22 protein-coding genes and 1 riboswitch are annotated in these 26,057 nt (G+C 63.2%); of the genes, 5 read left to right on the plus strand and 17 right to left on the minus strand.

What is annotated here, in order from left to right; all coding sequences use genetic code 11:
• Positions 1 to 53 precede the first annotated feature (53 nt).
• The 3 genes from ACQZ5H_RS28015 to ACQZ5H_RS28025 all read left to right on the plus strand — a co-directional run bounded on the left by ACQZ5H_RS28015 (position 54) and on the right by ACQZ5H_RS28025 (position 5,953).
• The gene (locus ACQZ5H_RS28015; protein ID WP_112711408.1) at positions 54 to 1,025 is read left to right on the plus strand and encodes an ABC transporter substrate-binding protein; all 972 of its coding nucleotides are present in this window, start codon (positions 54 to 56) and stop codon (positions 1,023 to 1,025) included.
• Positions 1,026 to 1,440: 415 nt separating this feature from the next.
• Complete coding sequence (locus tag ACQZ5H_RS28020) at positions 1,441 to 2,634, plus strand: efflux RND transporter periplasmic adaptor subunit (protein WP_449099627.1); 1,194 nt, start codon at positions 1,441 to 1,443, stop codon at positions 2,632 to 2,634.
• A gap of 13 nt (positions 2,635 to 2,647) precedes the next feature.
• Positions 2,648 to 5,953 (plus strand): efflux RND transporter permease subunit, encoded by a 3,306-nt coding sequence (locus tag ACQZ5H_RS28025; protein WP_449099628.1) that lies wholly within the window; start codon positions 2,648 to 2,650, stop codon positions 5,951 to 5,953.
• A gap of 111 nt (positions 5,954 to 6,064) precedes the next feature.
• Here the strand turns inward: ACQZ5H_RS28025 and crcB are convergent, their stop codons facing one another.
• The 16 genes from crcB to urtA form a co-directional block, all read right to left on the minus strand.
• Positions 6,065 to 6,493: a fluoride efflux transporter CrcB gene (gene crcB, locus ACQZ5H_RS28030; protein WP_449099629.1), complete on the minus strand. Its 429-nt coding sequence runs from the start codon at positions 6,491 to 6,493 to the stop codon at positions 6,065 to 6,067.
• 51 nt (positions 6,494 to 6,544) lie between these two features.
• A riboswitch (Fluoride riboswitch) is annotated at positions 6,545 to 6,606 on the minus strand.
• A gap of 73 nt (positions 6,607 to 6,679) precedes the next feature.
• Positions 6,680 to 7,291 (minus strand): urease accessory protein UreG, encoded by a 612-nt coding sequence (gene ureG, locus ACQZ5H_RS28035; protein ID WP_112711412.1) that lies wholly within the window; start codon positions 7,289 to 7,291, stop codon positions 6,680 to 6,682.
• 76 nt (positions 7,292 to 7,367) lie between these two features.
• Positions 7,368 to 8,039, minus strand: coding sequence for an urease accessory protein UreF (locus tag ACQZ5H_RS28040; protein ID WP_449099630.1), 672 nt, complete (start codon positions 8,037 to 8,039; stop codon positions 7,368 to 7,370).
• A gap of 6 nt (positions 8,040 to 8,045) precedes the next feature.
• Positions 8,046 to 8,612: an urease accessory protein UreE gene (ureE, locus tag ACQZ5H_RS28045; protein WP_449099631.1), complete on the minus strand. Its 567-nt coding sequence runs from the start codon at positions 8,610 to 8,612 to the stop codon at positions 8,046 to 8,048.
• Positions 8,613 to 8,693: 81 nt separating this feature from the next.
• Positions 8,694 to 9,560, minus strand: a complete 867-nt coding sequence (locus ACQZ5H_RS28050) for a GGDEF domain-containing protein (protein ID WP_112711414.1) — start codon at positions 9,558 to 9,560, stop codon at positions 8,694 to 8,696.
• Between the two features lie 313 nt (positions 9,561 to 9,873).
• Entirely contained in the window at positions 9,874 to 11,586 is a 1,713-nt protein-coding gene (ureC, locus tag ACQZ5H_RS28055) for an urease subunit alpha (RefSeq protein WP_449099632.1), read from the minus strand.
• A gap of 3 nt (positions 11,587 to 11,589) precedes the next feature.
• Positions 11,590 to 12,213 carry a Urease operon accessory protein gene (locus tag ACQZ5H_RS28060; RefSeq protein WP_449099680.1) on the minus strand — a complete coding sequence of 208 codons (624 nt, stop codon included), beginning with the start codon at positions 12,211 to 12,213 and terminating at the stop codon, positions 11,590 to 11,592.
• 16 nt (positions 12,214 to 12,229) lie between these two features.
• Positions 12,230 to 12,646 carry a lysozyme inhibitor LprI family protein gene (locus ACQZ5H_RS28065; protein ID WP_112711469.1) on the minus strand — a complete coding sequence of 139 codons (417 nt, stop codon included), beginning with the start codon at positions 12,644 to 12,646 and terminating at the stop codon, positions 12,230 to 12,232.
• A 34-nt stretch (positions 12,647 to 12,680) separates the two neighbouring features.
• Positions 12,681 to 12,986, minus strand: coding sequence for an urease subunit beta (locus ACQZ5H_RS28070; RefSeq protein WP_130283959.1), 306 nt, complete (start codon positions 12,984 to 12,986; stop codon positions 12,681 to 12,683).
• A 19-nt stretch (positions 12,987 to 13,005) separates the two neighbouring features.
• Positions 13,006 to 13,308: an urease subunit gamma gene (locus tag ACQZ5H_RS28075; RefSeq protein WP_112711417.1), complete on the minus strand. Its 303-nt coding sequence runs from the start codon at positions 13,306 to 13,308 to the stop codon at positions 13,006 to 13,008.
• Positions 13,309 to 13,329: 21 nt separating this feature from the next.
• A complete protein-coding gene (locus ACQZ5H_RS28080; protein WP_449099633.1) occupies positions 13,330 to 14,151 on the minus strand; it encodes an urease accessory protein UreD in 822 nt (273 codons plus the stop codon).
• Positions 14,152 to 14,307: 156 nt separating this feature from the next.
• Positions 14,308 to 15,003 carry an urea ABC transporter ATP-binding subunit UrtE gene (urtE, locus tag ACQZ5H_RS28085; protein ID WP_413710084.1) on the minus strand — a complete coding sequence of 232 codons (696 nt, stop codon included), beginning with the start codon at positions 15,001 to 15,003 and terminating at the stop codon, positions 14,308 to 14,310.
• 215 nt (positions 15,004 to 15,218) lie between these two features.
• On the minus strand, positions 15,219 to 15,974 hold the full coding sequence (gene urtD, locus ACQZ5H_RS28090) for an urea ABC transporter ATP-binding protein UrtD (RefSeq protein ID WP_130283965.1): 756 nt from the start codon (positions 15,972 to 15,974) through the stop codon (positions 15,219 to 15,221).
• Between the two features lie 6 nt (positions 15,975 to 15,980).
• The gene (gene urtC, locus ACQZ5H_RS28095; protein WP_449099634.1) at positions 15,981 to 17,141 is read right to left on the minus strand and encodes an urea ABC transporter permease subunit UrtC; all 1,161 of its coding nucleotides are present in this window, start codon (positions 17,139 to 17,141) and stop codon (positions 15,981 to 15,983) included.
• A complete protein-coding gene (gene urtB / locus ACQZ5H_RS28100; protein ID WP_449099635.1) occupies positions 17,138 to 18,757 on the minus strand; it encodes an urea ABC transporter permease subunit UrtB in 1,620 nt (539 codons plus the stop codon). The genes urtC and urtB overlap by 4 nt, the downstream gene beginning before the upstream one ends.
• Positions 18,758 to 18,873: 116 nt before the next feature.
• On the minus strand, positions 18,874 to 20,166 hold the full coding sequence (gene urtA / locus ACQZ5H_RS28105; RefSeq protein ID WP_112711422.1) for an urea ABC transporter substrate-binding protein: 1,293 nt from the start codon (positions 20,164 to 20,166) through the stop codon (positions 18,874 to 18,876).
• Between the two features lie 217 nt (positions 20,167 to 20,383).
• Here urtA and ACQZ5H_RS28110 point away from each other — a divergent pair, with 217 nt between their 5' ends.
• Together ACQZ5H_RS28110 and ACQZ5H_RS28115 are read left to right on the plus strand one after the other, a co-directional pair.
• Positions 20,384 to 23,770 (plus strand): hybrid sensor histidine kinase/response regulator, encoded by a 3,387-nt coding sequence (locus tag ACQZ5H_RS28110; protein WP_449099636.1) that lies wholly within the window; start codon positions 20,384 to 20,386, stop codon positions 23,768 to 23,770.
• Positions 23,763 to 24,680 (plus strand): response regulator, encoded by a 918-nt coding sequence (locus ACQZ5H_RS28115; protein ID WP_449099637.1) that lies wholly within the window; start codon positions 23,763 to 23,765, stop codon positions 24,678 to 24,680. The genes ACQZ5H_RS28110 and ACQZ5H_RS28115 overlap by 8 nt, the downstream gene beginning before the upstream one ends.
• A 274-nt stretch (positions 24,681 to 24,954) precedes the next feature.
• Here ACQZ5H_RS28115 and ACQZ5H_RS28120 read toward each other — a convergent pair whose 3' ends face one another.
• The gene (locus ACQZ5H_RS28120; protein ID WP_449099638.1) at positions 24,955 to 25,923 is read right to left on the minus strand and encodes a 2-hydroxyacid dehydrogenase; all 969 of its coding nucleotides are present in this window, start codon (positions 25,921 to 25,923) and stop codon (positions 24,955 to 24,957) included.
• Positions 25,924 to 26,057 lie beyond the last annotated feature (134 nt).

A 26,057-nucleotide genomic window follows, 5' to 3' on the forward strand; every position in this document is an offset into this window, starting at 1 on the left:
CGCTTTATTCCCGCAAATGGGTCTGGGGCATAACTTCAGAGGGAAAAAAGAAAATGAAGAAGTTGATGGTTGCAATGATGGCGAGCGCCATGTCGCTTGCCGCCGCTCACGCGATGGCGGCCGACAAGGTGACGCTGCAGCTGAAATGGGTGACGCAGAGCCAGTTCGCCGGCTATTACGTCGCCAAGGACAAGGGTTATTACGAAGAAGAAGGCCTCGACGTCGACATCAAGCCGGGCGGCCCCGACATCGCTCCCGAGCAGGTCATTGCCGGCGGCGGCGCCGATGTGATCGTCGACTGGATGGGCGGCGCGCTGGTTGCACGCGAAAAGGGCGTTCCGCTCGTCAACATCGCCCAGCCCTACCAGAAGTCGGGCATGGAAATGATCTGCCGCAAGGACGGCCCGGTGAAGACCGAAGCCGACTTCAAGGGACATACGCTCGGCGTCTGGTTCTTCGGCAACGAATATCCGTTCTTCGCCTGGATGAACAAGCTCGGCCTGAAGACCGATGGCGGCGCCGATGGCGTGACCGTGCTGAAGCAGAGCTTCGACGTGCAGCCGCTCTTGCAGAAGCAGGCCGACTGCATCTCCGTCATGACCTACAATGAATACTGGCAGGCAATCGATGCCGGCCTGAAGCCGGAAGATCTCACCGTCTTCAACTATACGGCCATGGGCAACGACCTCCTGGAAGACGGCCTCTATGCCATGGAAGACAAGCTGAAGGACCCGGCCTTCAAGGAAAAGATGGTCAAGTTCGTCAAGGCTTCGATGAAGGGCTGGAAATACGCCACCGAAAACCCGGATGAAGCAGCCGGAATCGTCGTCGATGCCGGCGGCCAGGACGAAAACCACCAGAAGCGCATGATGGGCGAAGTGGCCAAGCTGATCGGCGACGGCAGCGGCAAGCTCGACACCACGCTCTACGACCGCACGGCCAAGGCTCTTCTCGACCAGAAGATCATCAGCAAGGAGCCGTCGGGCGCCTGGACGCACGACATCACCGACGCTGCAGCCAAGTAAGCGGCCGGTCTGAAATCACGGGGACGCGCGGAGAAATCCGCGCGTTTTCTGCTTTTTAAGCATCAACGGCGATTTTTTCGAGAGGCGATGTCGGATCAGCCCTGCTTCGATCGTCTTTGGCTTATACGCTGCGATCAATCATCGGAATGCAAACATAACCAGCCGGTGATTGATCTATACGTAAACGGTAATTAATGTGCGCCCATGGGGAATTATTTTCTGCCGGTCTTGTACGTTGCGCAAATCGCTACCACGTACATCACCGGATTTGCCGTTCGGGGGACTTCTCTGTAAGAGAGACGGCAAATAATGCGGGAATACCTCTGAGAGCACAGAGACGGGAATGGCCTGTTCGCAAGCTGCAGCATAGCTGCGCGTTTTTGGCCGACCATTTGACATAACTGGATGATGACGCATGGCACGCACGCTTGAAATACTACGCGCCTCCACCCTCCTGATCGCCGGCATTCTTGCCGCGCCCGTTGCGTTTGCGCAGGAAAACCAGCCGCCGAAGGCACAGCAGAACTTGCCCGTCATCGTCGTCACGACCGCTACCAAGCGCGCCCTCGTTGACCGCGTGATCGGCACCGGCACCATCCGCCCGGTCGAAGAAGTTTATATTCAGCCGCAGGTGGAAGGTCTTTCGATCCGCGCGCTGAACGTCGATGTCGGCGACAAGGTTGAAGCCAACAGCACGCTGGCGACCCTGAACGAAGACGCCCTCCTGTTGCAGAAGGCGCAGATGATGGCGACCAAGGCCAAGGGTGAGGCAAGCCTCGCCCAGCTGCGCGCCCAGCTTCTGGAAGCCAAGGCAACCGCCGAGCAGGCCCGCCTGCAGCAGACCCGTTCGTCCGAAATGGGCAAGAAGGGCACCGTTTCCACCGCGCAGGTCGAGCAGGCCGATGCCGCCGCCGCCACCGCCAACGCCCGCGTGAGCTCCGCCGAACAGGCGATCGAAGTTGCCATCGCCGATCTGAAGGTCGCCGACAGCCAGATCGCCGATGCCGATCTGAAGCTGGCGCGCACGGATGTGAAGACCCCGGTTTCCGGTGTCATCTCCGCCAAGAATGCCCGTATCGGCGCCATCGCCGCCGGTACCGGCGATCCGATGTTCACCGTCATTAAGGATAGCGCCATCGAACTGGTCGCCGAGCTCTCCGAAACCGATATCCAGAAGATCGCGGTCGGCCAGCGCGCCATCGTCACGCTGTCGGGCAGCCGCACGAAGATCGAGGGCAAGGTCAGGATCGTCTCTCCGACCGTCGATCAGGCAACCCGCCTCGGCCTCGTGCACATCTCGATCGATGACGAGAGCGCGGCACGCTCCGGCATGTATGCCAGCGCCGAGATCATCGTCGCCGAGAAGAGCGATATCGCCCTGCCGCTGTCGGCCGTCACCACCGGCCGCGATGGTTCGACCGCAAGAAAGGTCGAGGATGGCGTCGTCAAGCAGGTGAAGGTCACCACAGGCATCCAGGACGGCGGCTTCGTCGAGATCGCCGACGGCCTCAAGGAAGGCGACACCGTCGTCGCCAAGGCCGGCGCCTTCGTTCGCGACGGCGACAAGATCACAGCTGTTACCGAAGCCGTATCGGCACAATCGAACTGACCGGGGCTAATCCATGAATTTCTCTGCATGGTCCATCCGAAATCCGATTGCGCCGCTGCTCGCTTTCGCGCTGCTGCTCTTCGTGGGCATCCAGGCGTTCTACAAGCTGCCGATCACCCGCTTTCCGAATATCGACGTTCCCGTCGTTTCGATCACCGTGACCCAGAGCGGTGCCTCGCCGGCCGAACTCGAAATGCAGGTGACCAAGGAGGTCGAGGATGCTGTCGCCTCGATCAGCGGCATCGATGAAATCCAGTCGACGGTGACCGACGGCCAGTCGCAGACCGTCGTCGTCTTCCGCATCGAGAAGCCCACCGCCGAAGCCGTTCAGGACACCAAGGACGCGATCGACAAGATCCGCAGCGACCTGCCCGCCGGCATCGAGGAACCGATCGTCAGCAAGGTCGATGTCGAAGGACAGGCGATCCAGACCTTCGCCGTCTCCTCTCCCAACATGACGCTCGAGGAGCTCTCCTGGTTCGTCGACGACACCGTCAAGCGCGCCCTGCAGGGCCAGCCCGGCATTGGCCGTATCGACCGTTACGGCGGTGCGGACCGTGAAGTACGCGTCTCGCTCGATCCCGGCAAGCTCGACGCCTACGGCATCACTGCGACCGATGTGAACCAGCAGCTGCGCGGCACCAACGTCAACCTCGGCTCCGGCCGCGGCCAGGTCGCCGGCAACGAGCAGACGATCCGCACGCTCGGCGATACGCGCGACGTCTCGCAGCTCAATTCCACCACCATCAGCCTGCCGAACGGCCGCTTCGTGAAGCTCTCGGAGCTCGGCCGCATCGACGACACCTACGAGGAGCAGAAGTCTTTCTCGCGCTTCAACGGCACGCAGACGGTCACCTTCGCGGTCTTCCGCGCCAAGGGCGCCAGCGAAGTCTCGGTCGCCGAGACCGTGGCGGAAAGCCTGACGGAGATCCGCAAGGCCAATCCGAACGTCAAGATCGAGATGGTGGACGACAGCGTCTACTTCACCTACGGCAACTACGAGGCGGCCCTTCATACGCTGATCGAAGGCTCGATCCTCGCCGTCATCGTCGTCTTCCTGTTCCTGCGCAACTGGCGCGCGACGCTGATCGCCGCCGTGGCGCTCCCCCTGTCGGCGATCCCGACCTTCTGGATCATGGATATCATGGGGTTCTCGCTGAACCTCGTGAGCTTCCTGGCGCTGACGCTGGCAACCGGTATTCTCGTCGACGACGCGATCGTCGAGATCGAGAACATCGCCCGCCATATCAAGATGGGCAAGACGCCCTACAGGGCATCGCTTGAAGCCGCTGACGAAATCGGCCTCGCCGTCATCGCCACCAGCTTCACGATCATCGCCGTTTTCGTGCCTGTTTCCTTCATGCCGGGCATTGCCGGCCAGTACTTCATCCAGTTCGGCCTGACGGTCGCCTTCTCGGTCTTCTTCTCGCTCGTCGTGGCGCGTCTCATCACCCCGCTGATGGCCGCCTACCTGATGCGCGCCGAAGACGGCATGGAAGACCATCAGGACAACGACGGCTGGATCATGCGCGGCTATACCCGTCTCGTGACGGGCACGACGCGCAAATGGTACTGGCGCTACACCACGCTGCTCTGCGCCATCGCCTTCCTGATCGGCTCGATGATGCTGCTGAGCCGCGTCCCGGGCAGCTTCATGCCGCCGGACGATTCCTCGCGCGTCGTCCTGTCTGTGGAACTGCCGCCGAACGCCACGCTCGAAGACACTGCCGCCGCCTCCACCAAGGTCTACGATGCCGTGCGCGGGATCGACGGGGTCGAAAGCGTCTTCGTTCTCGGCGGCGCCTCGCCCAAGGGCGATCTGGAGCTGCGCCGCGCAACCGTTCGCGTCATCCTCGGCAATATCGATCATTCGCTGCTGAAGACCCTCGTCAACAAGGGCCTCGGCGGACTGCCAATCATCGGCAACCTCGTGCCGAAGATGGAAGATCACGGCCGCACGCGTCCGCAATGGGATGTCGAGAAGGATATCTTCGCCGCCGTGCGCGATATCCCCGACGTGCGCATCTCCAAGGTCAACGACCGCGCCGAGCGCGACCTCTCCTTCAACTTCCTCTCTTCCAACGAGGATGATCTGAACGAGGCCGTCAGCCTGCTGGAATCGAAGCTGCGCGCCTCGCCGATCCTCGCGAACGTGTCTTCGGAAGGCGCCCTGCCCCGTCCGGAACTGCAGATCCGTCCGCGCATGGCCGAAGCCTCGCGCCTCGGCATCACGCCGCAGCAGATCTCCGAGACGGTCCGCGTCGCCACCATCGGCGATATCGACGCCAACCTCGCCAAGATCTCGCTTGACGACCGGCAGATCCCGATCCGCGTCCAGGCATCGCTCGATGTCCGCCGCGATCTCGCCTCCATCCGCGCCATCAAGATCAAGACGGCGAGCGGCGCCAGCGTTCCGCTCTACAGCGTCGCCGATGTCGACTATTCGGAAGGCCCGAGCTCGATCAAGCGCAACAACCGCAACCGCGTCGTGGCCATCGGCTCCGACGTGCCCTTCGGCACGGCGCTCGATACGGCGAGCGCCGAATTCAAGCGCATCGTCGCTGCGACCGAATTGCCGAAGAGCGTGCATCTGGCCGAAAGCGGTGACGCCAAGGTTCAGGGCGAAATGGTCCAGAGTTTCGGCAATGCCATGCTGATGGGCCTGATGCTGGTTCTGGTCGTGCTGATCCTGCTCTTCAAGGACGTCATCCAGCCCTTCACCATCCTGTTCTCGCTGCCGCTTGCGATCGGCGGCGTGGCGGTGGCGCTGATCATCACGCAGAACGCGCTGTCGATGCCGGTACTGATCGGCATCCTGATGCTGATGGGTATCGTCACCAAGAACGCCATCCTGCTCGTCGATTTCGCGATCGAGATGAAGCGGCACGGCATGGAACGTGTCGAAGCCATGGTCGAAGCCGGCCGCAAGCGCGCCCGCCCGATCATCATGACCTCGATCGCCATGTCGGCTGGCATGCTGCCCTCCGCACTCGGCGTCGGCGAAGGCGGCTCGTTCCGCGCACCGATGGCAATCGCCGTCATCGGCGGCATCATCGTCTCGACGGTCCTGTCGCTCGTCGTCGTGCCCTCGTTCTTCCTGATCATGGACGACCTCTCCCGCCTGCTCGGCTGGATGTTCGGCCGCCTGGTCGGCAAGAAGGACGAAGAGCAGCTCGCCATGTCCCGCGAAGAGCTAACGGATGCCGTCGGCTCGCTCAAGGACCGCGTCACCGCGATCGAGAACCCGGAAGCCAAGCAGAAGAACGCCAACAGCAACGGCAAGAACGTCCTGCGGCTGCCGCCGTTTGCGGCGGAGTAGGCGTCTCGCTGAATTCTAAGCAAAACGGCCGGGTTTTCCCCGGCCGTTTTTGTTTTGCTAAGCCGTTCTGGTTGACGGCATACCAGCGCCGGACCGGCCCTCCAACGGCCCCTACACCTCCTCCACCCGCAACTGCGCCACCTGCTTCTCCCCGCCATTGAAATAAGACGCAATCAGGTGCCCCGCCGAAACGGCGGCCACACACAGGACCACCGAAGCCGCGATATTCACCCCCGCCCGCGCCACCGCGCCCGAGCGCATCAGATCGAGCGTCTGCAGGCTGAAGGACGAGAAGGTGGTGTAGCCGCCGCAAAGGCCGATCATCACGAAGAGCCGCATGTTTTCCGAAACCGGAAAGCGGCCATGCGCCAGCGTCAGCGTGCCGAACAGGCCAATGATGAAGGATCCGGTGATGTTGATGATGATCGTGCCCCAGGGCAGGTTGCCGCTGATCGGCGCCGCCAGGACGGAGATCAGGTAGCGTGCCAGGGTGCCCAGGGCGCCTCCGGCCATGATGATCAAGCAGGTATAGAGTGACATGCACGCCTCATTGTTTCGGCGGGCAGTAGACAGACTCCCACCGTCGATTAAATCGCGGTAGGAGTCATCAGCCATCACGGCGGTTTCGGGGGCACTCCATCCCCATCGCGGTCAAATTAGCCGCAGCACGGACGCAATGCAACGCCCGGCCGCAAGCCGCGTCAATTTGGACGGCAGGAGGCGAGCTCAGAGCCCGCCATGCTCCTTCAGGAAGCTGACGATCGGGCCGATGCCGTCGCCGCGCTTCATGTCGGAGAAGACGAAGGGGCGCGTGGCGCGCATGCGCGTCGCATCGCGGTCCATGACGTCGAGATCGGCGCCGACATAGGGTGCCAGGTCCTTCTTGTTGATGACGAGAAGGTCCGACTTGGTGATCCCCGGGCCGCCCTTTCGCGGGATTTCCTCGCCCTGGCAAACCGAGATCACATAGATGGTGATATCGGCCAGATCGGGCGAGAAGGTTGCGGCCAGATTGTCGCCGCCGGATTCGATGAAGACGACGTCGAGATCGGGAATGCGCTGGTTCAGTCCGGCGATCGCCTGCAGATTGATCGTCGCATCCTCGCGGATGGCGGTATGCGGGCAGCCGCCGGTCTCGACGCCGACGATGCGCTCTGAGGGCAGCGCCTGCATGCGCATCAGCGCCTCGGCATCCTCGGTCGTATAGATGTCGTTGGTGACGACAGCGACCGAATAATCGTCGCGCATCGCCTTGCAGAGCTTCTCCGTCAGCGCCGTCTTGCCGGAGCCGACAGGCCCGCCGATGCCGACGCGGAGAGGTCCGTTTCTCGATTTCATATGTGTCACTCCAATTCGCCCGATGATAGCGCCCGGCTATGACGCCTGCCACCGGCAAATGACGCAGATGCCGGCCTTACGAGCGGAAAAGTCTGGTGCTCTGGGTCTCGTGCCGCAGCGTCGAGATATCGGCCTGGACGGCGGCCGAGCCGAGATCGTCGGTTGTCGCCGCCGACGCCTTCCGGGCGGTCCCGGCAATCAGCGGCTCGAGCTTCGCCAGCGCGCCGACCCCATCCTTCTGGCCGGCAACGCCGAGGCGGATGCCGGCGGACACGGCCTGCGAGACATAGGCATGCAGGAAGGCGGCGAGCGCCTTGTCGAGCGGAACCTGATGGGCGCCCGCGACCGCGCCGACAGCAACCGGATAGGCCGCCTGCTGCGGTAGCCGCTCGAAGACAGGATCAGGCCAGGCCCGCGCCGCGGTGAGGAAGGCATCGCCGAGCAGCATCGTTTCCTGATGCCGTTCCCGCGACCCGGCGAGCGCTTCGGCAAGTGCGGCGAGATCGCCGATCGCAGCGGTATCGCCCTGCCCGCGCCAGGCGGCGGAGAAGATCACGGCATCGTTCCAGACGCTGCCATGCGTCAGCAGCGTCGAGATCCAGGTTTCCAGCCCCGCAGCATCGGTGACGAGGCCATCTTGAACCGCGCGCTCCAGACCGCCCGAATAGGCAAAGGAACCGACCGGGAAGGCCGGCGACAGCCACGCCATCAGGCGTAGCAGCGCCTGGAGATCATCCGCTTCCGTCATCGCCGCTCAGTCGTGAGAGTGATGGTGCCCGTCACCATGCTTGCGGTCGTGATCATGGTGGTCATGATCGTGGTCGTGGCCATGCTCATGCTTGTGGTCATGGCCGTGATCGTGGTGGTCATGAGCGTGATGATCATGTCCATGGCCATGATAGGCGCCGCGCGCCGGCTGGAAGGGCTCGTTGACATCGAGCACCAGGGCGCCGAGGCCCTGCAGCATGGTGCGGATCACATGGTCGCGCAGGATCAGGATGCGGTCTTCCTCGATCTGCGCCGCCAGATGCCGGTTGCCGAGATGCCAGGCAAGCTCGGTCAGATGCACCCGGTCCTTGCCGCGCACTTCGAACAGCTTCTCGTCGGCCGCCAGGATCTCGATCAGCTCGCCGTCATCGCGCACCAGGAGATCGCCATTGGCAAACAGCACCGGGTCCTTGAGGTCGAGCATCACCATGCCGCCGCTTTCCAGATGCAGCAGCTTGCGCCTGAGATGGCGCAGATCGTGCGGCAGCTTCACCTGCTCGATCGGGTGGGAGGACGGCGTACCGGCGGGGAGATAGGATGTAACGCGTTGCATGGGCATGTCCGTTTCAATGGGACTTCGACCATGCAAAATAGCGGAAGGAGGCGCAAGCGCCAATGCGGATCCGCGCAGTGGCTAAATGCCGTAGGCGCGCTGCGGCTCGTCGTGATCGGCGGCATCGCCCTGCACGCCGAGCCCGCTTTCGACGAGGCGGCTGTGCCAGGCATGATGCAGCCCCTCGCTCTCATGGATGACGCGATTGCGGCCGAGCGCCTTTGCCAGATAGAGCGCCTTGTCCGCCGAGGCATAGACGGCCTCCTTGCTGCGCCCCGTCTCCAGATCGGCAATGCCGGCGGAAATGGTGATGGCGATGCTGCAGCCATCGGCGATGATCGGCTGCTGGGCGATCTGCATCTTTACCTGCTCCACCTGTTCCAGCCGGGCCGACAGCGGCGAGCCGGTGACGATGACACCGAACTCCTCGCCGCCGAGACGGGCGACGACAGAGCCGTCATTGAAGGCGGCTGTCAGGATCGCCGAGATGGCGATGATCACCGCATCGCCGCAGGCATGGCCGAAGCGGTCGTTGATCGCCTTGAAACGGTCGACGTCGAAGATGACGAGCGAGGCATCGCCATCCGCATCCGCCAGCGCCGCCGTGAAGGCGCGCCGGTTGAGAAGGCCGGAGAGCATGTCGGTGCGGCTGAGCTTTTCGAACTCGGCCCGCGAGACCGTCAGCTGATGCAGCGCGAAACCTGCGATCAGCGACAGCAGCCCGCAGGCCGCCCCGCCGACGATCCAGGCAAAGACGATGCCGAGGCTCAGCGAATGGGCGAGCGACAGCGGCAACAGGTCGAGATAGGAGAGCGGCGGCAGCACGATCAGCATGATCAGCGCCGAGAGGATGACGGCCGAAAAGCTCATCTTCAGCGCAAAGCTGATGATGGTGGCGCGATGCTGAAAATTGCCCATCTCCGTCTGGAGCGACATCCAATTTTTCATCCGAATCGACCTCCAGCCCGGCACCCCATGGCATTTGATTAGAATGCATTTGCTGCCGGGGTCTTAAGTCGATCGTTAAGATTTGATCGAATTTGCCCGATTTAACAAACTTGCATTTTCGCGTGCAGGCTGCAGCAATGCTCAACTTGAATCGGAACTGATAAAAAACTGATTAAGCGTTTGATGCGACATTTATATCAGTAAATTTTGATGGGTCGGCACCGCCGCAAATCCACCCAAAAAAATCTGCCCGGCTAAATACAACCGGGCAGAGAATCGGCGTTAACGAATTGCTTCCCCGGGACGGCGACGCTCAGAACAGGAAGTAGCGCTGTGCCATCGGGAGAACGGTCGCCGGCTCGCAGGTGAGAAGCTCGCCATCGGCGCGCACTTCATAGGTCTCGGGATCGACCTCGATATGCGGCATCAGATTGTTATGGACCATCGAGGCCTTGGAGATTCCGCCGCGGGTGTTCTTCACCGCGAGCAGATCCTTGGCCACGCCGAGCCTGCCCTTGAGGCCGCCATCGAGTGCCGCCTGGGAGACGAAGGTGACCGACGAGTTCGTCAGGCTCTTGCCGTAGGAGGCGAACATCGGCCGGTAATGCACCGGCTGCGGGGTCGGGATCGAGGCGTTCGGATCGCCCATCGGTGCCGCCGCAATCGAGCCGCCAAGCAGCACCATATCAGGCTTCACGCCGAAGAAGGCCGGGTTCCAGAGCACGAGATCGGCACGCTTGCCGACTTCGACCGAACCGATCTCGTGGCTGAGGCCGTGGGCGATCGCCGGGTTGATCGTGTATTTGGCGATGTAGCGGCGCACACGGAAATTGTCGTTCTCGCCCGTCTCCTCCTTCAGGCGGCCGCGCTGCCGCTTCATCTTGTCGGCCGTCTGCCAGGTGCGGATTGCCACCTCGCCGACACGGCCCATGGCCTGGCTGTCCGACGAGATGATCGAGAAGGCGCCGATATCGTGGAGAATGTCTTCGGCGGCGATCGTCTCCTTGCGGATGCGGCTTTCGGCGAAGGCGATATCCTCGGGGATCGACGGCGACAGATGGTGGCAGACCATCAGCATGTCGAGATGCTCGGCGATGGTATTGACCGTGTAGGGCCGCGTCGGGTTGGTGGACGATGGGATGACGTTCGGCTGCCCGCAAATCTTGATGATGTCAGGCGCATGCCCGCCGCCCGCACCTTCGGTATGGAAGGCATGGATGGTGCGGCCCCTGATGGCGCCGATCGTATCCTCGACGAAGCCGCTCTCGTTCAGCGTATCGGTGTGGATCATCACCTGCACGTCATACTGATCGGCAACCGTCAGGCAGCAGTCGATGGCGCCGGGCGTCGTGCCCCAGTCCTCATGCAGCTTCAGCGACGTGGCGCCAGCGAGCACCATTTCCTCCAGCGCGCCGGGCAGCGAGGCATTGCCCTTGCCGGCAAAAGCGAGGTTCATCGGGAAGGCATCGGCCGCCTCGATCATCCGGGCGATATGCCAGGGTCCCGGCGTGCAGGTCGTCGCCAGAGTGCCATGCGCCGGGCCGGTGCCGCCGCCCAGCATGCAGGTCAGCCCCGACATCAGCGCTTCCTCGATCTGCTGCGGGCAGATGAAATGGATATGGCTGTCCATGCCACCGGCCGTGACGATCTTGCCCTCGCCCGCAATCGCCTCCGTGCCCGGGCCGACGATGATGTTGACGCCCGGCTGCGTATCCGGATTGCCCGCCTTGCCGATCGCGACGATGCGACCGTCCTTCAGCCCGATATCGGCCTTCACGATACCGGTGTGATCGACGATCACCGCATTGGTAATGACGGTATCGACTGCGCCATTGGCGCGCGTCACCTGGCTCTGCCCCATCCCATCCCGGATCACCTTGCCGCCGCCGAACTTCACCTCTTCGCCATAGGTGGTGAAGTCCTTCTCGATCTCGATGAAGAGCTCGGTATCGGCAAGCCGCACCTTGTCGCCAACAGTCGGTCCGAACATGCTGGCATAGACGGCGCGGGAGATCTTGTGGGGCATCTGTCAGGCTCCTTGGGAGGAAGAATGAGACTGGTCGGCGGCATAACGAACGAGCCGCCCTTCGGCGACGTAGCGGTCGACGAGCTGGCGTTCGGCGGCGAAGGGGTGGCCGTCCCAGCCGGCGTGGCCGAAGCCGGCAAGACCGGTCTCGGCGTCGGGGAAGCGGCGGAAGGTTTCGGCGATGGCGATGAGGCCGGTGCTCGGCACGACGTAGGGTGCCGGGTCATAGACCGAGAGCGCCTCGTCGACCGCCTCATGAATCACTTTCTCAACGACCACATGCCGTTTGCCAGCTTCCCTGCAGAAGGCTTTGAACTGACTCGTGTAATCGTCGCAGAAATCGTCGAGCTCGGGATGCGAGACGGCAAGCGGGCCGCGCATTTCGGCAAACTTTTCCGGATCGCGCACGCACCAGATTTCGGACGCTTCGACGACGCCTGGCAACGTCCGCCAGCCGGTATCGCCGGTCATCGCCTTGCCGGGACGGCCGGTATTGCAGACGGCGACGACATCGGTTCGGCCGGGGCTCGAAGCGTAGGAGCGGCATTCGTTGAAACGAATGACGAAGTCGGCGGCGACGATCGCTGCGCGCCCCTCCTCACCCACGTCTCCGTTGCCGACGATCATCACCTTCTTTGCCACCTCAATTGCCGCCCATTGCATCCGCCAGAGCCTTGAGCTCCTTCGTGCGGTTGTCGCTCATATTGGCGAGGCAGCCGGCGACCAGCATCGGCTCCATCGACCCGCCGCGGGCCTGGAAGCCCTCGGCCTCGCATTGCGCATCGCGATAGGAGATCCAGGCGCGCTGTGCCGTCAGCAGCGCCTTCTCGGCACCGCGATCGCTCTCGTCCAAATCCTCGTCGGTCGCAGCCGCGGCAGCCCGCGTTTCCTTCCACTGGGCGTTCAGCGCCTTGTCGGCCTCGCCATATCGATCCTGCTCGCAGCTCGTCATTTCCGCCTGCGTCTCAGGGTTCTTGCAGTCGGTCTCCTCCTGCGCGAACGCACCCGAAGCCATCATCACGCCGCCCGCGAGCGCCAGCAGGCCAATCACCAAACGCATCATTTCCTCCCGTTTTCCGTTATTTTCTTGTGTTTTAAAGCTTGCCCATGACGAGCTGGCGGAAACCGTAGACTTCGCGCTTGCCCGAGAGCGGGATCAGCGTCACCGAGCGGGTCTGGCCCGGCTCGAAACGCACGGCAGTGCCCGCCGGAATGTCGAGGCGCATGCCCTGCGCCTTCTCGCGCTCGAAGGCGAGGCCGCCATTGGTCTCGGCGAAATGATAGTGGCTGCCGACCTGCACCGGCCGGTCGCCGGTATTCGACACATCGATCGTGATGGTCGGAGCGCCGGCGTTGAGTTCGATATCGCCGCTCGCGGCAATGATTTCGCCTGGGATCATGTCTTTCTCCTCACGCAGCTCAGCGGATCGGTTCGTGGACGGTGACGAGCTTGGTGCCATCGGGGAAGGTCGCCTCGACCTGCACGTCGTGGATCATCTCGGCGATGCCCTCCATCACCTGGTGACGACCGATGACGTGGGCACCGGCCTCCATCAGCTCGGCGACCGGGCGGCCGTCGCGCGCGCCTTCGACGACGAAATCGCTGATCAGCGCGATCGCTTCCGGATAGTTGAGCTTGACGCCGCGATCGAGCCGCCGCTGCGCCACCATCGCCGCCATGGAAATCAACAGCTTGTCTTTTTCTCTCGGAGTGAGGTTCATCGTTCTTCCATTTCAGCTGAATTACAGGTTCCAGACTTTCGGCACCGGGGCGCCGTTGCGCAAGGCCGATATGACCGGGATCAGGATTTTTCTGAGCGCGAAGCCATCGGGTGCCGCGGCGCGGATGACGAGCTTGCCGCTCCAGGCGCTGGCGCCCGCCATGTACCCCTCAAGCAGCGGCCGCGCCCTGGCAAGATAGCTCTCGGCGAGCGGCCCGGCATAGAGAAGCGTCGCGAACGCCACCTGCCCGCCGAGCACCGGCTGCTTCGCCGTCAGCGCCGATACCTCGCCCTCGAGCTTCAACTCCTCCGCATGGATCAACCGGCCGGAGCGGCGGATGCGCCAGCGGTCGCGGAAGAGGCCCGTGACCATCGCCTCGCCCATCGCCTTGCGCCCGAGCAGGATCGCCTCGACGGCCAGGAACTCGGCGGTCTCGTCGAGATCGACGTCGAGGCGGCGGAAAAGCGAGGCGCGGTCGAAGAGGATGGTTTCCTGCGGCAGCCAGTCGACGCGGGCGCTCGCACCAGCCTCGATGCGCGTGGTGACTTCGGCAGTGCCCGCCGATGCCTTGTAGATCTTCTCGCAGGCCTGCGTGGTGACGTCGATGCGGGTGCCGGGCCCGGCCGCGACGCTCCAGTTCATCCGGTCGCCGCCCGTCAGCCCGCCCGCGGTGTTGATGATGACGGCCTCCATCGAGGCGTCGAAGGTCTGAGGCAGGCGGATCTTTGCCGCCCCCTCCTGATAGAACTCGCGCAGCCGCGTGCGGCCATCCAGCATGCTCGCCGCCAGATGTCCCCGTCCCTCGGCCCTCTGCGGTCTGGTCGTCGCCGCTGCGCTCGTCATTCAATCCCCTGCAAACAGCCGCCGGTTACCGGCCGCCGCCATTCAATAAGTCCAAACAAATGAAAGCAAGCAATTCTCATGCCGCCCATCCCGCCCGCAACGGCCGGACGGCTAGTCGCTGATGACAGGATTGCCCGCAAAAGCGGCATTTGCCGCTCAGACGGTCAGATGGCGGCGTGCCTCCGGCGTATCCAGCGTCTCGGCCAAGCCCTCATGGACGATCTCGCCGCGGTCCATGATGTAGACGTAATCGGCAAGCTCGCGGCAGAAATCGAGATACTGCTCGACCAGCAGGATCGCCATGCCGGTGGAATCGCGCAGATAACGGATCGCCCGGCCGATATCCTTGATGATCGACGGCTGGATGCCTTCGGTCGGCTCGTCGAGCACCAGGATCTTCGGCCGCGTCACCATGGCCCGGCCGATCGCAAGCTGCTGCTGCTGCCCGCCGGAAAGATCGCCGCCGCGACGTGACAGCATCGACTTCAGCACCGGGAAGAGACTGAAGATGTCATCGGGGATGTTGCGGTCGCGGCGGCCAAGCGGAGCAAAGCCGGTCTCCAGATTTTCCTTCACCGTCAGCAGCGGAAAGATCTCCCGCCCCTGCGGCACATAGCCGATGCCCTGCTTGGCCCGCGCAAAGGGCGGCAGGCCGTTGAGCCTCGTCTCGTTGAACGTGACGCTGCCGGCAGACAGCGGATGCTGGCCGGTGACGGCGCGCAGCAGCGAGCTCTTGCCGACGCCGTTGCGGCCGAGCACGCAGGTGATCTTGCCCATCTCGGCCTTGATCGAGATGCCGCGTAGCGCCTGGGCGGCGCCGTAGTGGAGGTTTGCGTTTTCGACTGTCAGCATAATGCCGTCTCCTGGCGAAGTGCGGATGCATAGACCCCTCCCCAACCCCTCCCCACAAGGGGGAGGGACTGACACGGCGCAGCCGCCTCAGAACATATCACCCCATTGAAGATCGGGAGAGCTTGGCAAGGAGAGGCCGCCTTGGTTAAGCCCCTCCCCCTTGTGGGGAGGGGTTGGGGAGGGGTTTTGGCCGTCGAAGACAATTCGCTCATCCCTCACCGCCCCAGATAGTTCTCGATCACCTTCGGATCGGAACTGACGAAATCGATCGACCCCTCGGCCAGCACCGACCCTTCGGCGAGGCACGTCACCTTGACGCCGAGGTCGCGGATGAAGCCCATGTCGTGTTCGACGACGACCACCGAGCGGGTCTTGGCGATCTCCTTCAGCAGGATCGCAGTTTCCGCCGTTTCGGCATCGGTCATACCCGCGACCGGCTCGTCGACGAGCAGCAGCTTCGGCTCCTGGGCGAGCAGCATGCCGATCTCCAGCCATTGCTTCTGCCCATGCGAGAGATTGGCGGCGAGCTCGTCGCGGCGGTGCGTCAGGCGCACGGTCTCGAGGATTTCCTCGATGCGTGCCTTGTCGTCACCGGAGAGACGGTAGAACAGCGTCGAGAACACGCCGCGGCGGCGGTTGAGCGCCAGCTCCAGATTGTCCCAGACCGTGTGGCTTTCGAACACCGTCGGCTTCTGGAACTTGCGGCCGATGCCGAGCTGGGCGATGTCGGCCTCGTCGAGCTTCGTCAAATCGGTCTGGCCATTGAAGAAGACGGCACCCTCGTCCGGCCGCGTCTTGCCGGTGATGATATCCATCATCGTCGTCTTGCCGGCGCCGTTCGGGCCGATGATGGCGCGGAGCTCACCGGGTTCGATGACGATCGACAGCGAATTCAGCGCCTTGAAGCCATCGAAGGAAACCGACACGCCGTCGAGATAGAGCACGCTGTTGGGTTTGACGTCGGGGATCATCGGCCCTCACTCCGCTGGCTGGATTTTCGCATCGACGCCATCCTCGAGCGAGGGAGGCGTCGCTTCCGTCCGCGGCTTCTTACGGCCGAAATACTGGGCGATGGTGCCGACGATGCCCTTCGGCAGGAACAGCGTGACGAGCACGAAGAGACCGCCGAGCGCAAAGAGCCAGAACTCGGGGAAGAGGCCGGTGAAGATCGTCTTGCCGCCGTTGACGAGGATCGCGCCAAGGATCGGGCCGATCAGCGTTGCCCGGCCGCCGACTGCCGTCCAGATGACGACTTCGATCGAGTTGGCCGGCGCGAATTCGCCGGGATTGATGATGCCAACCTGCGGCACGTAGAGCGCGCCCGCAATGCCCGCCATCATCGCCGAGACGACGAAGGTGAAGAGCTTGAAATGCTCGACGCGGTAGCCGAGGAAGCGCGTGCGGCTTTCCGCATCGCGCACGCCGACCAGCACCTTGCCGAACTTGGAGCGCACGATCGCCGAGGAGATCATCAGCGACAGTGCCAGGAAGATCGCGGTCGCGGCAAACAGGCTGGCGCGTGTTCCGTCGGCCTGAACGTTGAAGCCGAGGATTTCCTTGAAGTCGGTCATGCCATTATTGCCGCCGAAACCCATGTCGTTGCGGAAGAAGGCAAGCAGCAGGGCGTAGGTCATTGCCTGGGTGATGATCGACAGATAGACGCCGTTGACTCTGCTGCGGAAGGCGAACCAGCCGAAGACGAAGGCAAGCAGGCCGGGCACGACGAGAACCATCAGCGCCGCGAACCAGAACTGGTCGAAGCCGTACCAGAACCAGGGCAGCTCCTTCCAGTTCAGGAACACCATGAAATCGGGCAGAACAGGATCGCCATAGACGCCGCGCGAGCCGATCTGGCGCATCAGATACATGCCCATCGCATAGCCGCCGAGCGCGAAGAAGGCGCCGTGACCGAGCGAGAGAATGCCGCAGAAGCCCCAGACGAGATCGAGCGCCAGCGCCAGCAGCGCATAGGTCAGATACTTGCCGAACAGCGCCATGATGTAGGTCGGGATATGCAGCGGGTTCTCGGGGCCGGTCATCAGGTTGAGAACCGGAACGAGGACGGCGACCATGAGCAGGATGGCGATCGCAATAGAGATCTTGCGATCGAGAGACCGGAGAAGGAAGGCCGTAATCATGCTTCCACCGCCCTTCCTTTGAGTGCGAAGAGCCCGCGAGGACGCTTCTGGATGAAGAGGATGATGAGGACGAGCACCAGGATCTTGCCGAGCACGGCGCCGGCGAAGGGTTCCAGGAACTTGTTGACGACGCCGAGCGACAGAGCGCCGACCAGCGTGCCCCAGAGATTACCGACGCCGCCGAACACCACGACCATGAAGCTGTCGATGATGTAGCTCTGGCCGAGGTTAGGCGAGACGTTGTCGATCTGGCTGAGTGCGACGCCCGCCATGCCGGCAATGCCGGAGCCGAGCGCGAAGGTGAAGGCATCGACCCAGCCGGTGCGGATACCCATCGAGGAGGCCATGCGGCGGTTCTGGGTGACGGCGCGCATCTGCAGGCCGAAGGCGGAACGCTTCAAGAGCATCAGCAGGGTCACGAACACGGCCATCGAGAAGACGATGATCCACAGGCGGTTCCAGGTGATCGACAGGCCGCCGAGCTCGAAAGCGCCCGACATCCAGCTCGGATTGCGCACCTCGCGGTTGGTCGGGCCGAAGATCGTGCGCACTGCCTGCTGCAGGATCAGCGACACGCCCCAGGTCGCCAGCAGCGTTTCCAGCGGCCGGCCATAGAGATAGCGGATGACGAGTCGCTCGATGATCAGGCCGACGAAGCCGGTGAAGACGAAGGCGGCGGGCACGGCGAAGGCCAGCGAGTAATTGGCCATCTCGGGGAAGTTGGCAGTGATGTATTCCTGCACGACATAGGTCGTGTAGGCGCCGATCATCACCATCTCGCCATGCGCCATGTTGATGACGCCCATGACGCCGAAGGTGATGGCAAGGCCGATGGCGGCGAGCAGCAGAACGGAGCCGAGCGACAGCCCGTACCAGACGTTCTGCACCACATCCCAGACCGCCAGGTTGCGCTTGATGCCATCGATATCCGACTGGATGGCGGGCTTCAGATCATCCGGTGCGGTTTCCATCGCCGTCGTCAGGATCGTCAGCGCGTTGCGGTCGCCGCGGGCGGCGATCGTGTCGATGGCGGCCTTCTTGTCCTCGGCGCTGACATCGCTTTTCAGCATCATCACGGCGCGGGCGGCTTCCATCGTGTTCTTGACCTCGGGATCCTTCTCGCCCGCAAGCGCGGAGTTCAGAAGCTCGAGATTGGAGGGATCTGCATCCCGCAGCAGCCCTTGAGCGGCTGCAAGCCGCGCGGAACGATCCGGGCTCAGCAGCGTCAGTGTGCTCATGGCGCTGGCGATCGCGCCGCGCAGGGAATTGTTGATCTTCACCTTGGACATGTAGTCGGGGTCGATACCCTCGGCGGCTTCGCCGGTGAGAGGATCGGCATAGGTCGGCTCGTCCTCGGTGCCGCCCTGGAGCAGCACCGGGCCGCCCTCTTCGGAATTCACATAAAGCTGGCCGTCGCTGAGCTGCTGCAGGATCTGGCCGACATGCGGATCCTTGGAGGCAACGAGCGCCTTGATGGCTTCGGCGCGCTGGTCGAAATCGCCTTCGCCGAGCGCGTTGACCAGGGCATGAATGTCTTCCTGGGCCTTCAGCGGCGATGCAAGCATCGGAGCCGCGAGGCAGAGGGTAAGAAGGATAAGCTTGAGGGCGCGATACATCGGCTTTCTCGCCTGGACTATCGTTGGCCTTTTGGGCAGCAACCGTTTGGGACGGAGCTTCCGCCCGGAGATGGGGTCCGGACGGAAGTCATCAGGCAGGTATCGGATCGGCTAACTCAAGACCCCTTGCCGCCGCACTTGCCGGTCGCAACGTTGAAGTTGCCGCAGTTCATCGGCTTGCGCCAATCGGAGATCAGGTCCTTGGAGTCAGGCAGGTAGTCGGACCATTCGTCACCGACGACGGCAGGCGTCTGCTGCACGATTTCAAACTGGCCGTCGGCCTGGATTTCGCCGATCAGGACAGGCTTGGTGATGTGGTGGTTCGGCATTACGGTTGCGGTGCCGCCCGAAAGGTTCGGAACGGAGACGCCGATGATGGTGTCGAGAACCTTGTCGGTGTCGGTCGTGCCAGCGGCCTGAACGGCCTTAACCCAGGCGTTGAAGCCGATATAGGCAGCTTCCATCGGGTCGTTGGTCACGCGCTTGTCGTTCTTCGTGAAGGCGTGCCATTCCTTGATGAACTTCTTGTTCGCCGGGCTTTCGACCGACTCGAAGTAGTTCCAGGCAGCGAGGTGGCCGACGAGCGGCTTGGTGTCGAGACCGGCAAGCTCTTCTTCGCCGACAGAGAAGGCGACGACGGGGATATCGGTTGCCTTGACGCCCTGGTTGCCGAGTTCCTTGTAGAACGGAACGTTGGCGTCACCATTGATCGTCGAGACGACGGCGGTCTTCTTGCCGGCGGCGCCGAATTCCTTGATCTTGGAGACTTCCGTCTGCCAGTCGGAGAAGCCGAACGGCGTGTAGTTGACGATGATGTCTTCCTTCGGAATGCCCTTCGAGATGAGGTAGGCTTCCAGGATCTTGTTGGTGGTGCGCGGATAGACGTAGTCGGTGCCTTCGAGAACGAAGCGCTTCACGCCTTCCTTCTCCATCAGGTAGTCGACGGCCGGGATTGCCTGCTGGTTCGGAGCGGCACCCGTGTAGAAGATGTTGCGCGAGGATTCTTCACCCTCGTACTGGACCGGGTAGAACAGGATCGAGTTCAGCTCTTCGAAAACCGGCAGAACCGACTTGCGCGACGAGGAGGTCCAGCAACCGAAGACGGCCGCGACCTTGTCCTTTTCGATCAGCTCGCGTGCCTTTTCGGCAAACAGCGGCCAGTCGGAAGCCGGGTCGACGACGACGGCTTCGAGCTTCTTGCCGAGAAGGCCGCCCTTCTTGTTCTGCTCGTCGATGAGCATCAGCATGGCGTCCTTGAGCGTCGTCTCGGAGATGGCCATGGTGCCGGAAAGCGAGTGCAGAACGCCGACCTTGATCGTGTCGTCGGCAGCGACTGCCCCGTGGAATGCGGCCGTGGCCGACATGACGGCGCCGAGAACGGCACCTGAAACATATGATCGCAGATTCATCTTGTGATCCCCTCTTCTTGTTCGACAACAGGCCGGAAGGCAAAAATTAACTGTTGCTTAGGGGACTATCCGGTGCTGCACTGCGAAAACACATACGTAATATGACGTAGGCACCGGGGCTAAATCTGCACGCGAATGCTGCGCTGCACTCTTAAGCGCTCCGGCCATCCATGTTACGGAAGTATGACAAGGGGAACGAAGGGACCGGCAGAGCAGCATGGCAGCGCGGCAACGCATCATTCCGGTCAGGCGCGAGTATAACCGCTGGGTCGCGAACCAGACGCTCGAGGACTATGCGCTGCGCTTCACCGCAAAGAGCGCAAGACAGTTTTCCTCGCAGCGCATCTCGCAGACGGCGATCGGCGCCATCTCCTTCCTGGCGCTGGAGGCGATCGGCGGGGCGATCACCCTTTCCTACGGCACGACCAACGCCTTCTTCGCCATCATCGTCGCCTCGATTGCCATGCTCATGATTGGCTTGCCGATCAGCCGCTACGCGATCCGCCACGGCGTCGATATCGACCTTCTGACGCGTGGCGCCAGCTTCGGCTATATCGGCTCGACCATCACCTCGCTGATCTATGCCAGCTTCACCTTCATGCTGTTTGCGATCGAGGCCTCGATCATGTCCGGCGCGCTGGAGCTGACGCTCGGCATTCCGCTCTGGATCGGCTACATCATCAGCGCCGTGATGGTGATCCCGCTGGTGACGCACGGCGTCAAGCTGATCAGCCGCTTCCAGCTCGTCACCCAACCGTTCTGGATCATCCTCAACGTTCTGCCTTTCATCTTTATCGCCTTTCTCGACTGGGAGAAGTTCGATGTCTGGCGCGCCTTCGCCGGCATCCGCCACGCCTCCGGACCGCCCGGCACGGTGGCCGATTTCAACCTCGTGGAATTCGGCGCCGCCTCTGCCGTCATCCTGGCGCTGATGTCGCAGATCGGCGAACAGGCCGACTTCCTGCGCTTCCTGCCGCCGGATGGGCAGCGCAAGTGGCGCCACCGCCTCGCCGTCTTCCTCGCCGGTCCCGGCTGGGTGATCATCGGCGCGCCGAAGCTGCTGGCCGGTTCCTTCCTCGTCGTGCTGACCTTTACGGCCGGCGTGCCAGTCGACCGCGCCGCCGATCCGGCGCAGATGTATCTGACCGCTTTCGGCTACATGATCCCCTGGCACAACGCCGCCCTGCTCCTGATGGCCGCCTTCGTCGTCGTCTCGCAGCTGAAGATCAACGTCATGAACGCCTATGCGGGCTCGCTCGCCTGGTCGAACTTCTTCTCGCGCCTGACCCACAGCCATCCCGGCCGCGTCATCTGGCTGATCTTCAACGTGGCGATCGCGCTGTTGCTGATGGAGCTCGGCATCTACCGGCTGCTGGAGGAGACGCTCGGCATCTTCTCGATCATCGCCATGGCCTGGCTCTGCACCATCTCCGCCGATCTCTTCATCAACAAGCCGCTTGGCCTCGCCCCTCCCGGTATCGAGTTCAAGCGCGCCCATCTCTATGACATCAACCCGGTCGGCCTCGGCGCCATGACGCTCTCGGCCGGCATTTCGCTGATCGCCCATTTCGGCGCCTTCGGCCCGATCGCCGCCTCGCTCGCGCCCTATATCACCCTCGTCATAGCGCTGACCGCCTCGCCGCTGATCGCCTGGGCGACCAAGGGCAAGTTCTACCTCGCCCGCAAGCCGCGCCACAGCTGGAAGACCCTGACAAGCATCACCTGCTCGGTCTGCGAACACCCGTTCGAGCCCGAGGACATGGCCTGGTGCCCGGCCTATGCCGCGCCGATCTGCTCGCTCTGCTGTTCGCTCGACAGCCGCTGCCACGACATGTGCAAGCCGAAGGCACGGCTGAACGCCCAGGTCGGCACCGTCGCCAAGGCCGTACTGCCGGAAACCGTGGTGCAGAAACTGACGACCCGCCTCGGCCGCTACGGCATCGCCGTCGTGCTGGCGCTGACCGCGGTCGGCGCGATCCTGGCGATGATCGCCCATCAGGTGGCCTCCGCCTCGCCGGAGACCGCCGAAGTCGTCAACCGCACCATCCTAATCGTCTTCTTCGTCTTCGCCGTCATCGCCGGTGTCGTCTGCTGGTTCTATGTGCTCGCCCATGACAGCCGCGTCGTCGCCGAGGAGGAATCCTCACGCCAGAACACGCTGCTCCTGAAGGAAATCGCCGCCCACAAGAAGACCGACGCCGCGCTGCAGAACGCCAAGGAAACCGCCGAAGCCGCCAACCGCGCCAAGAGCCGCTATGTCGTCGGCCTCAGCCACGAATTGCGCACGCCGCTCAATGCCGTGCTCGGCTATGCCCAGATCCTCGAGCGCGACGAGACGATCCCGCCGCCGCGCCAATCCTCGATCAAGGTGATCCGCCGCTCGGCCGAGCATCTTTCCGGTCTGATCGACGGGCTGCTGGATATCTCCAAGATCGAGGCCGGGCGCCTGCAGGTCTATTCCAACGAGATCAACATCCAGGATTTCCTCGACCAGATCGTCGACATGTTCCGCCCGCAGGCGCAGGCCAAGGGCCTCGCCTTCATTCACGACCGCACGCCGTCGCTGCCGCAATTCGTGCGCACCGACGAGAAGCGCCTGCGCCAGATCCTCGTCAACCTGCTCTCAAACGCCATCAAGTTCACCGACGAGGGCAGCGTCACCTTCGATGTCGGCTATCGCAGTCAGGTCGCGACCTTCACCGTTTCAGATACCGGCCGCGGCATCGCCGAGAAGGATCTGAGCCGCATCTACGAACCCTTCCAGCGCGGCGAGGCCGACAGCATCCGCCCGATGCCGGGCCTCGGCCTCGGCCTGACGATCACCCGGCTTCTGACCAATACGCTCGGCGGCGAAATTCTGGTGACGAGCGAGAAGGACCAGGGCTCGACCTTCCGCGTCCGCCTGATGCTCTCGGCCGTCATGCGCGAGATGACCGCGCCGCCACAGGAGAAGAAGATCGTCAGCTATGACGGCCCGCGCCGCACCATCGTCGTCGTCGACGACAACGAGGATCACCGCGAGATGATGCGGGAAATCCTGGCGCCGCTCGATTTCGTCGTGCTGACGGCGGCCAGCGGCACCGATTGCCTGACGCTGATCGAGGGCATCCAGCCCGATCTCTTCCTGGTCGATATCTCCATGCCCGGCATGAGCGGCTGGCAACTCGCCTCGCGCCTGCGCGAAAACGGCCAGACCTCGCCTATCGTCATGCTGTCCGCCAATATCGGCGATGCCGCAGCGACAGCCGAAAGCGATGACAGCCATAATGACGCGATCGGCAAGCCCGTCGATATCAGGCAGCTGCGCGACAAGCTGGCGCTGCATCTCGGCCTGAAATGGACCTACGCGGACACGGCGGCAGCGCCCGCCCCACCGCCGAAACCGCCGCTTGTCAGCCCCGGCATCGCCCATGTCGCGGAACTGATGCGGCTCTGCGAAATCGGCTACATCCGGGGTATCGAAGCCAAGCTCAACGACCTTGCCAAGGACGAGGCAAATCAGCCATTTACCGAGGAGCTTCGCGCCTATGTGGCGGCGTTCGATCTCGACGGCTGCATGACCTTCCTGCACCGGTTCAACGAAAAGGTGGAAACCATTGGCTGATCAGGCCCACCCCCGCGATATCGTGCTGCTGGTCGACGACTCGCCCGAGGCGCTCGGCTTCCTCACCGATGCGCTGGAGCAATCCGGTTTCTCCGTGCTGATCGCCACCTCCGGCTCGGCGGCACTCAATATCGTCGAGCGCATCACGCCGGATCTCATCCTGCTCGATGCCGTCATGCCCTCGATGGATGGCTTCGAGACCTGCCGCAAGCTGAAAGAGAACGCCGCCGTTAGCCAGGTGCCGGTGATCTTCATGACCGGCCTGACGGAAACCGAGCATGTGGTCCACGCGCTGGAATCCGGCGGTGTCGACTACCTGACGAAGCCGATCAATATCGACGAGCTGCGCGCCCGCATCCGCGTCCATCTGCGCAACGCCCGCTCGACGCAAAGCGCCCGCGTCGCCCTCGACGCCGCCGGCCGTCATCTTCTGGCGGTGAAGGGCGACGGCAAGATCCACTGGTCGACGCCCCAGGCAACCCGCCTCGTCAACGCCGCCATGGGCAGCGACGATGCGCTCGCCAGTGTCACCGCCCATATCGCCGTCTGGATGAAGGACCGCATGGCGACCGGCCGCGACGCCGCCTTCTCGATTACTCACGCCGGCCAACCCGCCCTCCAGCTCGCCTTCCTCGGCACCATCGGCCCCGACGAATACCTCTTCCGCCTGACCGCCATCAGCCAGCGCAGCGACGACGCGGTGCTGCGCCAGCATTTTTCGCTGACCCAGCGGGAGTCCGAAGTGCTGCTGTGGATCGCCAAGGGCAAGGCCAACCGCGATATCGGCGAGATCCTGGGGCTCTCGGCGCGGACGGTGAACAAGCATCTGGAGCAGATCTATGTGAAGCTCGGGGTGGAAAACCGGGCGTCGGCCGCGGTGAAGGCGGCGCATGTGTTGCATGAGGGGTAGGCGCGCGTTGGGCCTAGCTTGACCCGCGAGCTTCCAGCAAGTTCGCCCCCCTCTGCCCTGCCGGGCATCTCCCCCACAGGTGGGGAGATTGGCTGGGCGCACCCGCTCGCCCTGGCATCCAGAAATCGAAGCTGAGAGCACATTGGTTCAATGAATGCGGGAGCGCGCCACGAGTCATCTCCCCACCTGTGGGGGAGATGCCCGGCAGGGCAGAGGGGGGCGAACTTGCTCGGAGCCCGAAAGCAGACTTGCTCAACCCTCAGCCAACCAACCCTCAAACCACCCGATCCGCGGGCTCCCGACCCTCGAAGAACGCCGTGATATTCTCCACCACCTTCATCCCCATGGCCGTGCGCGTTTCCTCCGTCGCGCTGCCGAGATGCGGCAGAAGGACGACGTTTTCCATCGCCTTCAGCTTCTCCGGCACCTGCGGCTCCGCCTCGTAGACGTCGAGCCCGGCCCCACGGATCACACCGGTCTGCAGAGCCGCAATCAGCGCCGTCTCGTCGACGACATCGCCGCGCGCCGTGTTGATCAGGAACGCCCCCTTCTTCATCGCAGCAAAGCGCGCCGCATTCATCAGGTGCCGGTTTTCGGCCCCACCCGGGCAATGCAGCGATACGAAATCGGAAGCGCCGAGCGCGTCCTCGACGGTCGCAAGCTGACGGGCGCCGTAGCGGGCGGCTTCGGCCTCATCGACCTTGGAGCGATTGTAGAAGACGACATCCATGCCGAAGCCGAAATGGCAGCGCTGGGCGAAGGCCTTGCCGATGCGGCCGAAACCGATGATGCCGACGGTCTTGCTGGAGACTTTCGTGCCGATCATATGTGTCGGGCACCAGCCCTTCCATTCGTCGGCGCGGATCTGACGCTCGCCCTCTCCGCCGCGCCGCGCGACGGTAAGCAGCAGCAGCATGGCGATATCGGCGGTGCAGTCCGTCAGCACGCCCGGCGTATTCGTCACGGCAATGCCCTTGGCCTTGGCGGCCGCGACGTCGATGTGATTGTAGCCGACGCCGAAATTGCCGAGGATTTTTGCGCGCGGACTGCCCTCGAAGACGGATGCCGGCAGCTTGTCGGAGACGGTCGGCAGCACCGCGTCATAATCGGCGAGCGCCTGGCGCAGCTGATCGGCGGTCATCGGCAGGTCAGCTTCGTTGAGGGTCACGTCGAAACGCTCGGCAAGAGCGGTTTCGGCAGCGGCAGGCCAGCGGCGGGTGACGAGAATGCGCGGTCGGGACATCGAAATTTCCGTTTCTGAATTCTGGCAGGGCGTGAAAGCTAGCCCATCGCATCAGGATTGAAAACGTCACTCCGGCGCAGAACCGTCGCCAAAAACAAAGAAGCCCGGTCGAAACCGGGCTTCCTCTAAACGGT

The sequence above is a fragment of the Rhizobium sp. 21-4511-3d genome (assembly GCF_053522545.1).

Bases quoted from the DNA above. Each gene is read 5' to 3' on its own strand.
- urtA (WP_112711422.1), bottom strand. From the start codon at position 20,166: ATGAATCTGCGATCATATGTTTCAGGTGCCGTTCTCGGCGCCGTCATG.
- ACQZ5H_RS28040 (WP_449099630.1), bottom strand. From the start codon at position 8,039: ATGACGGAAGCGGATGATCTCCAGGCGCTGCTACGCCTGATGGCGTGG.
- urtC (WP_449099634.1), bottom strand. From the start codon at position 17,141: ATGATTACGGCCTTCCTTCTCCGGTCTCTCGATCGCAAGATCTCTATT.
- ACQZ5H_RS28015 (WP_112711408.1), top strand. From the start codon at position 54: ATGAAGAAGTTGATGGTTGCAATGATGGCGAGCGCCATGTCGCTTGCC.
- urtD (WP_130283965.1), bottom strand. From the start codon at position 15,974: ATGATCCCCGACGTCAAACCCAACAGCGTGCTCTATCTCGACGGCGTG.
- ureE (WP_449099631.1), bottom strand. From the start codon at position 8,612: ATGCAACGCGTTACATCCTATCTCCCCGCCGGTACGCCGTCCTCCCAC.
- ACQZ5H_RS28060 (WP_449099680.1), bottom strand. From the start codon at position 12,213: ATGATCGTCGGCAACGGAGACGTGGGTGAGGAGGGGCGCGCAGCGATC.
- urtE (WP_413710084.1), bottom strand. From the start codon at position 15,003: ATGCTGACAGTCGAAAACGCAAACCTCCACTACGGCGCCGCCCAGGCG.
- ACQZ5H_RS28020 (WP_449099627.1), top strand. From the start codon at position 1,441: ATGGCACGCACGCTTGAAATACTACGCGCCTCCACCCTCCTGATCGCC.
- ureC (WP_449099632.1), bottom strand. From the start codon at position 11,586: ATGCCCCACAAGATCTCCCGCGCCGTCTATGCCAGCATGTTCGGACCG.
- ACQZ5H_RS28075 (WP_112711417.1), bottom strand. From the start codon at position 13,308: ATGAACCTCACTCCGAGAGAAAAAGACAAGCTGTTGATTTCCATGGCG.
- ACQZ5H_RS28070 (WP_130283959.1), bottom strand. From the start codon at position 12,986: ATGATCCCAGGCGAAATCATTGCCGCGAGCGGCGATATCGAACTCAAC.
- ACQZ5H_RS28110 (WP_449099636.1), top strand. From the start codon at position 20,384: ATGGCAGCGCGGCAACGCATCATTCCGGTCAGGCGCGAGTATAACCGC.
- urtB (WP_449099635.1), bottom strand. From the start codon at position 18,757: ATGTATCGCGCCCTCAAGCTTATCCTTCTTACCCTCTGCCTCGCGGCT.
- crcB (WP_449099629.1), bottom strand. From the start codon at position 6,493: ATGTCACTCTATACCTGCTTGATCATCATGGCCGGAGGCGCCCTGGGC.
- ACQZ5H_RS28050 (WP_112711414.1), bottom strand. From the start codon at position 9,560: ATGAAAAATTGGATGTCGCTCCAGACGGAGATGGGCAATTTTCAGCAT.
- ACQZ5H_RS28120 (WP_449099638.1), bottom strand. From the start codon at position 25,923: ATGTCCCGACCGCGCATTCTCGTCACCCGCCGCTGGCCTGCCGCTGCC.
- ACQZ5H_RS28080 (WP_449099633.1), bottom strand. From the start codon at position 14,151: ATGACGAGCGCAGCGGCGACGACCAGACCGCAGAGGGCCGAGGGACGG.
- ACQZ5H_RS28025 (WP_449099628.1), top strand. From the start codon at position 2,648: ATGAATTTCTCTGCATGGTCCATCCGAAATCCGATTGCGCCGCTGCTC.
- ACQZ5H_RS28065 (WP_112711469.1), bottom strand. From the start codon at position 12,646: ATGCGTTTGGTGATTGGCCTGCTGGCGCTCGCGGGCGGCGTGATGATG.
- ureG (WP_112711412.1), bottom strand. From the start codon at position 7,291: ATGAAATCGAGAAACGGACCTCTCCGCGTCGGCATCGGCGGGCCTGTC.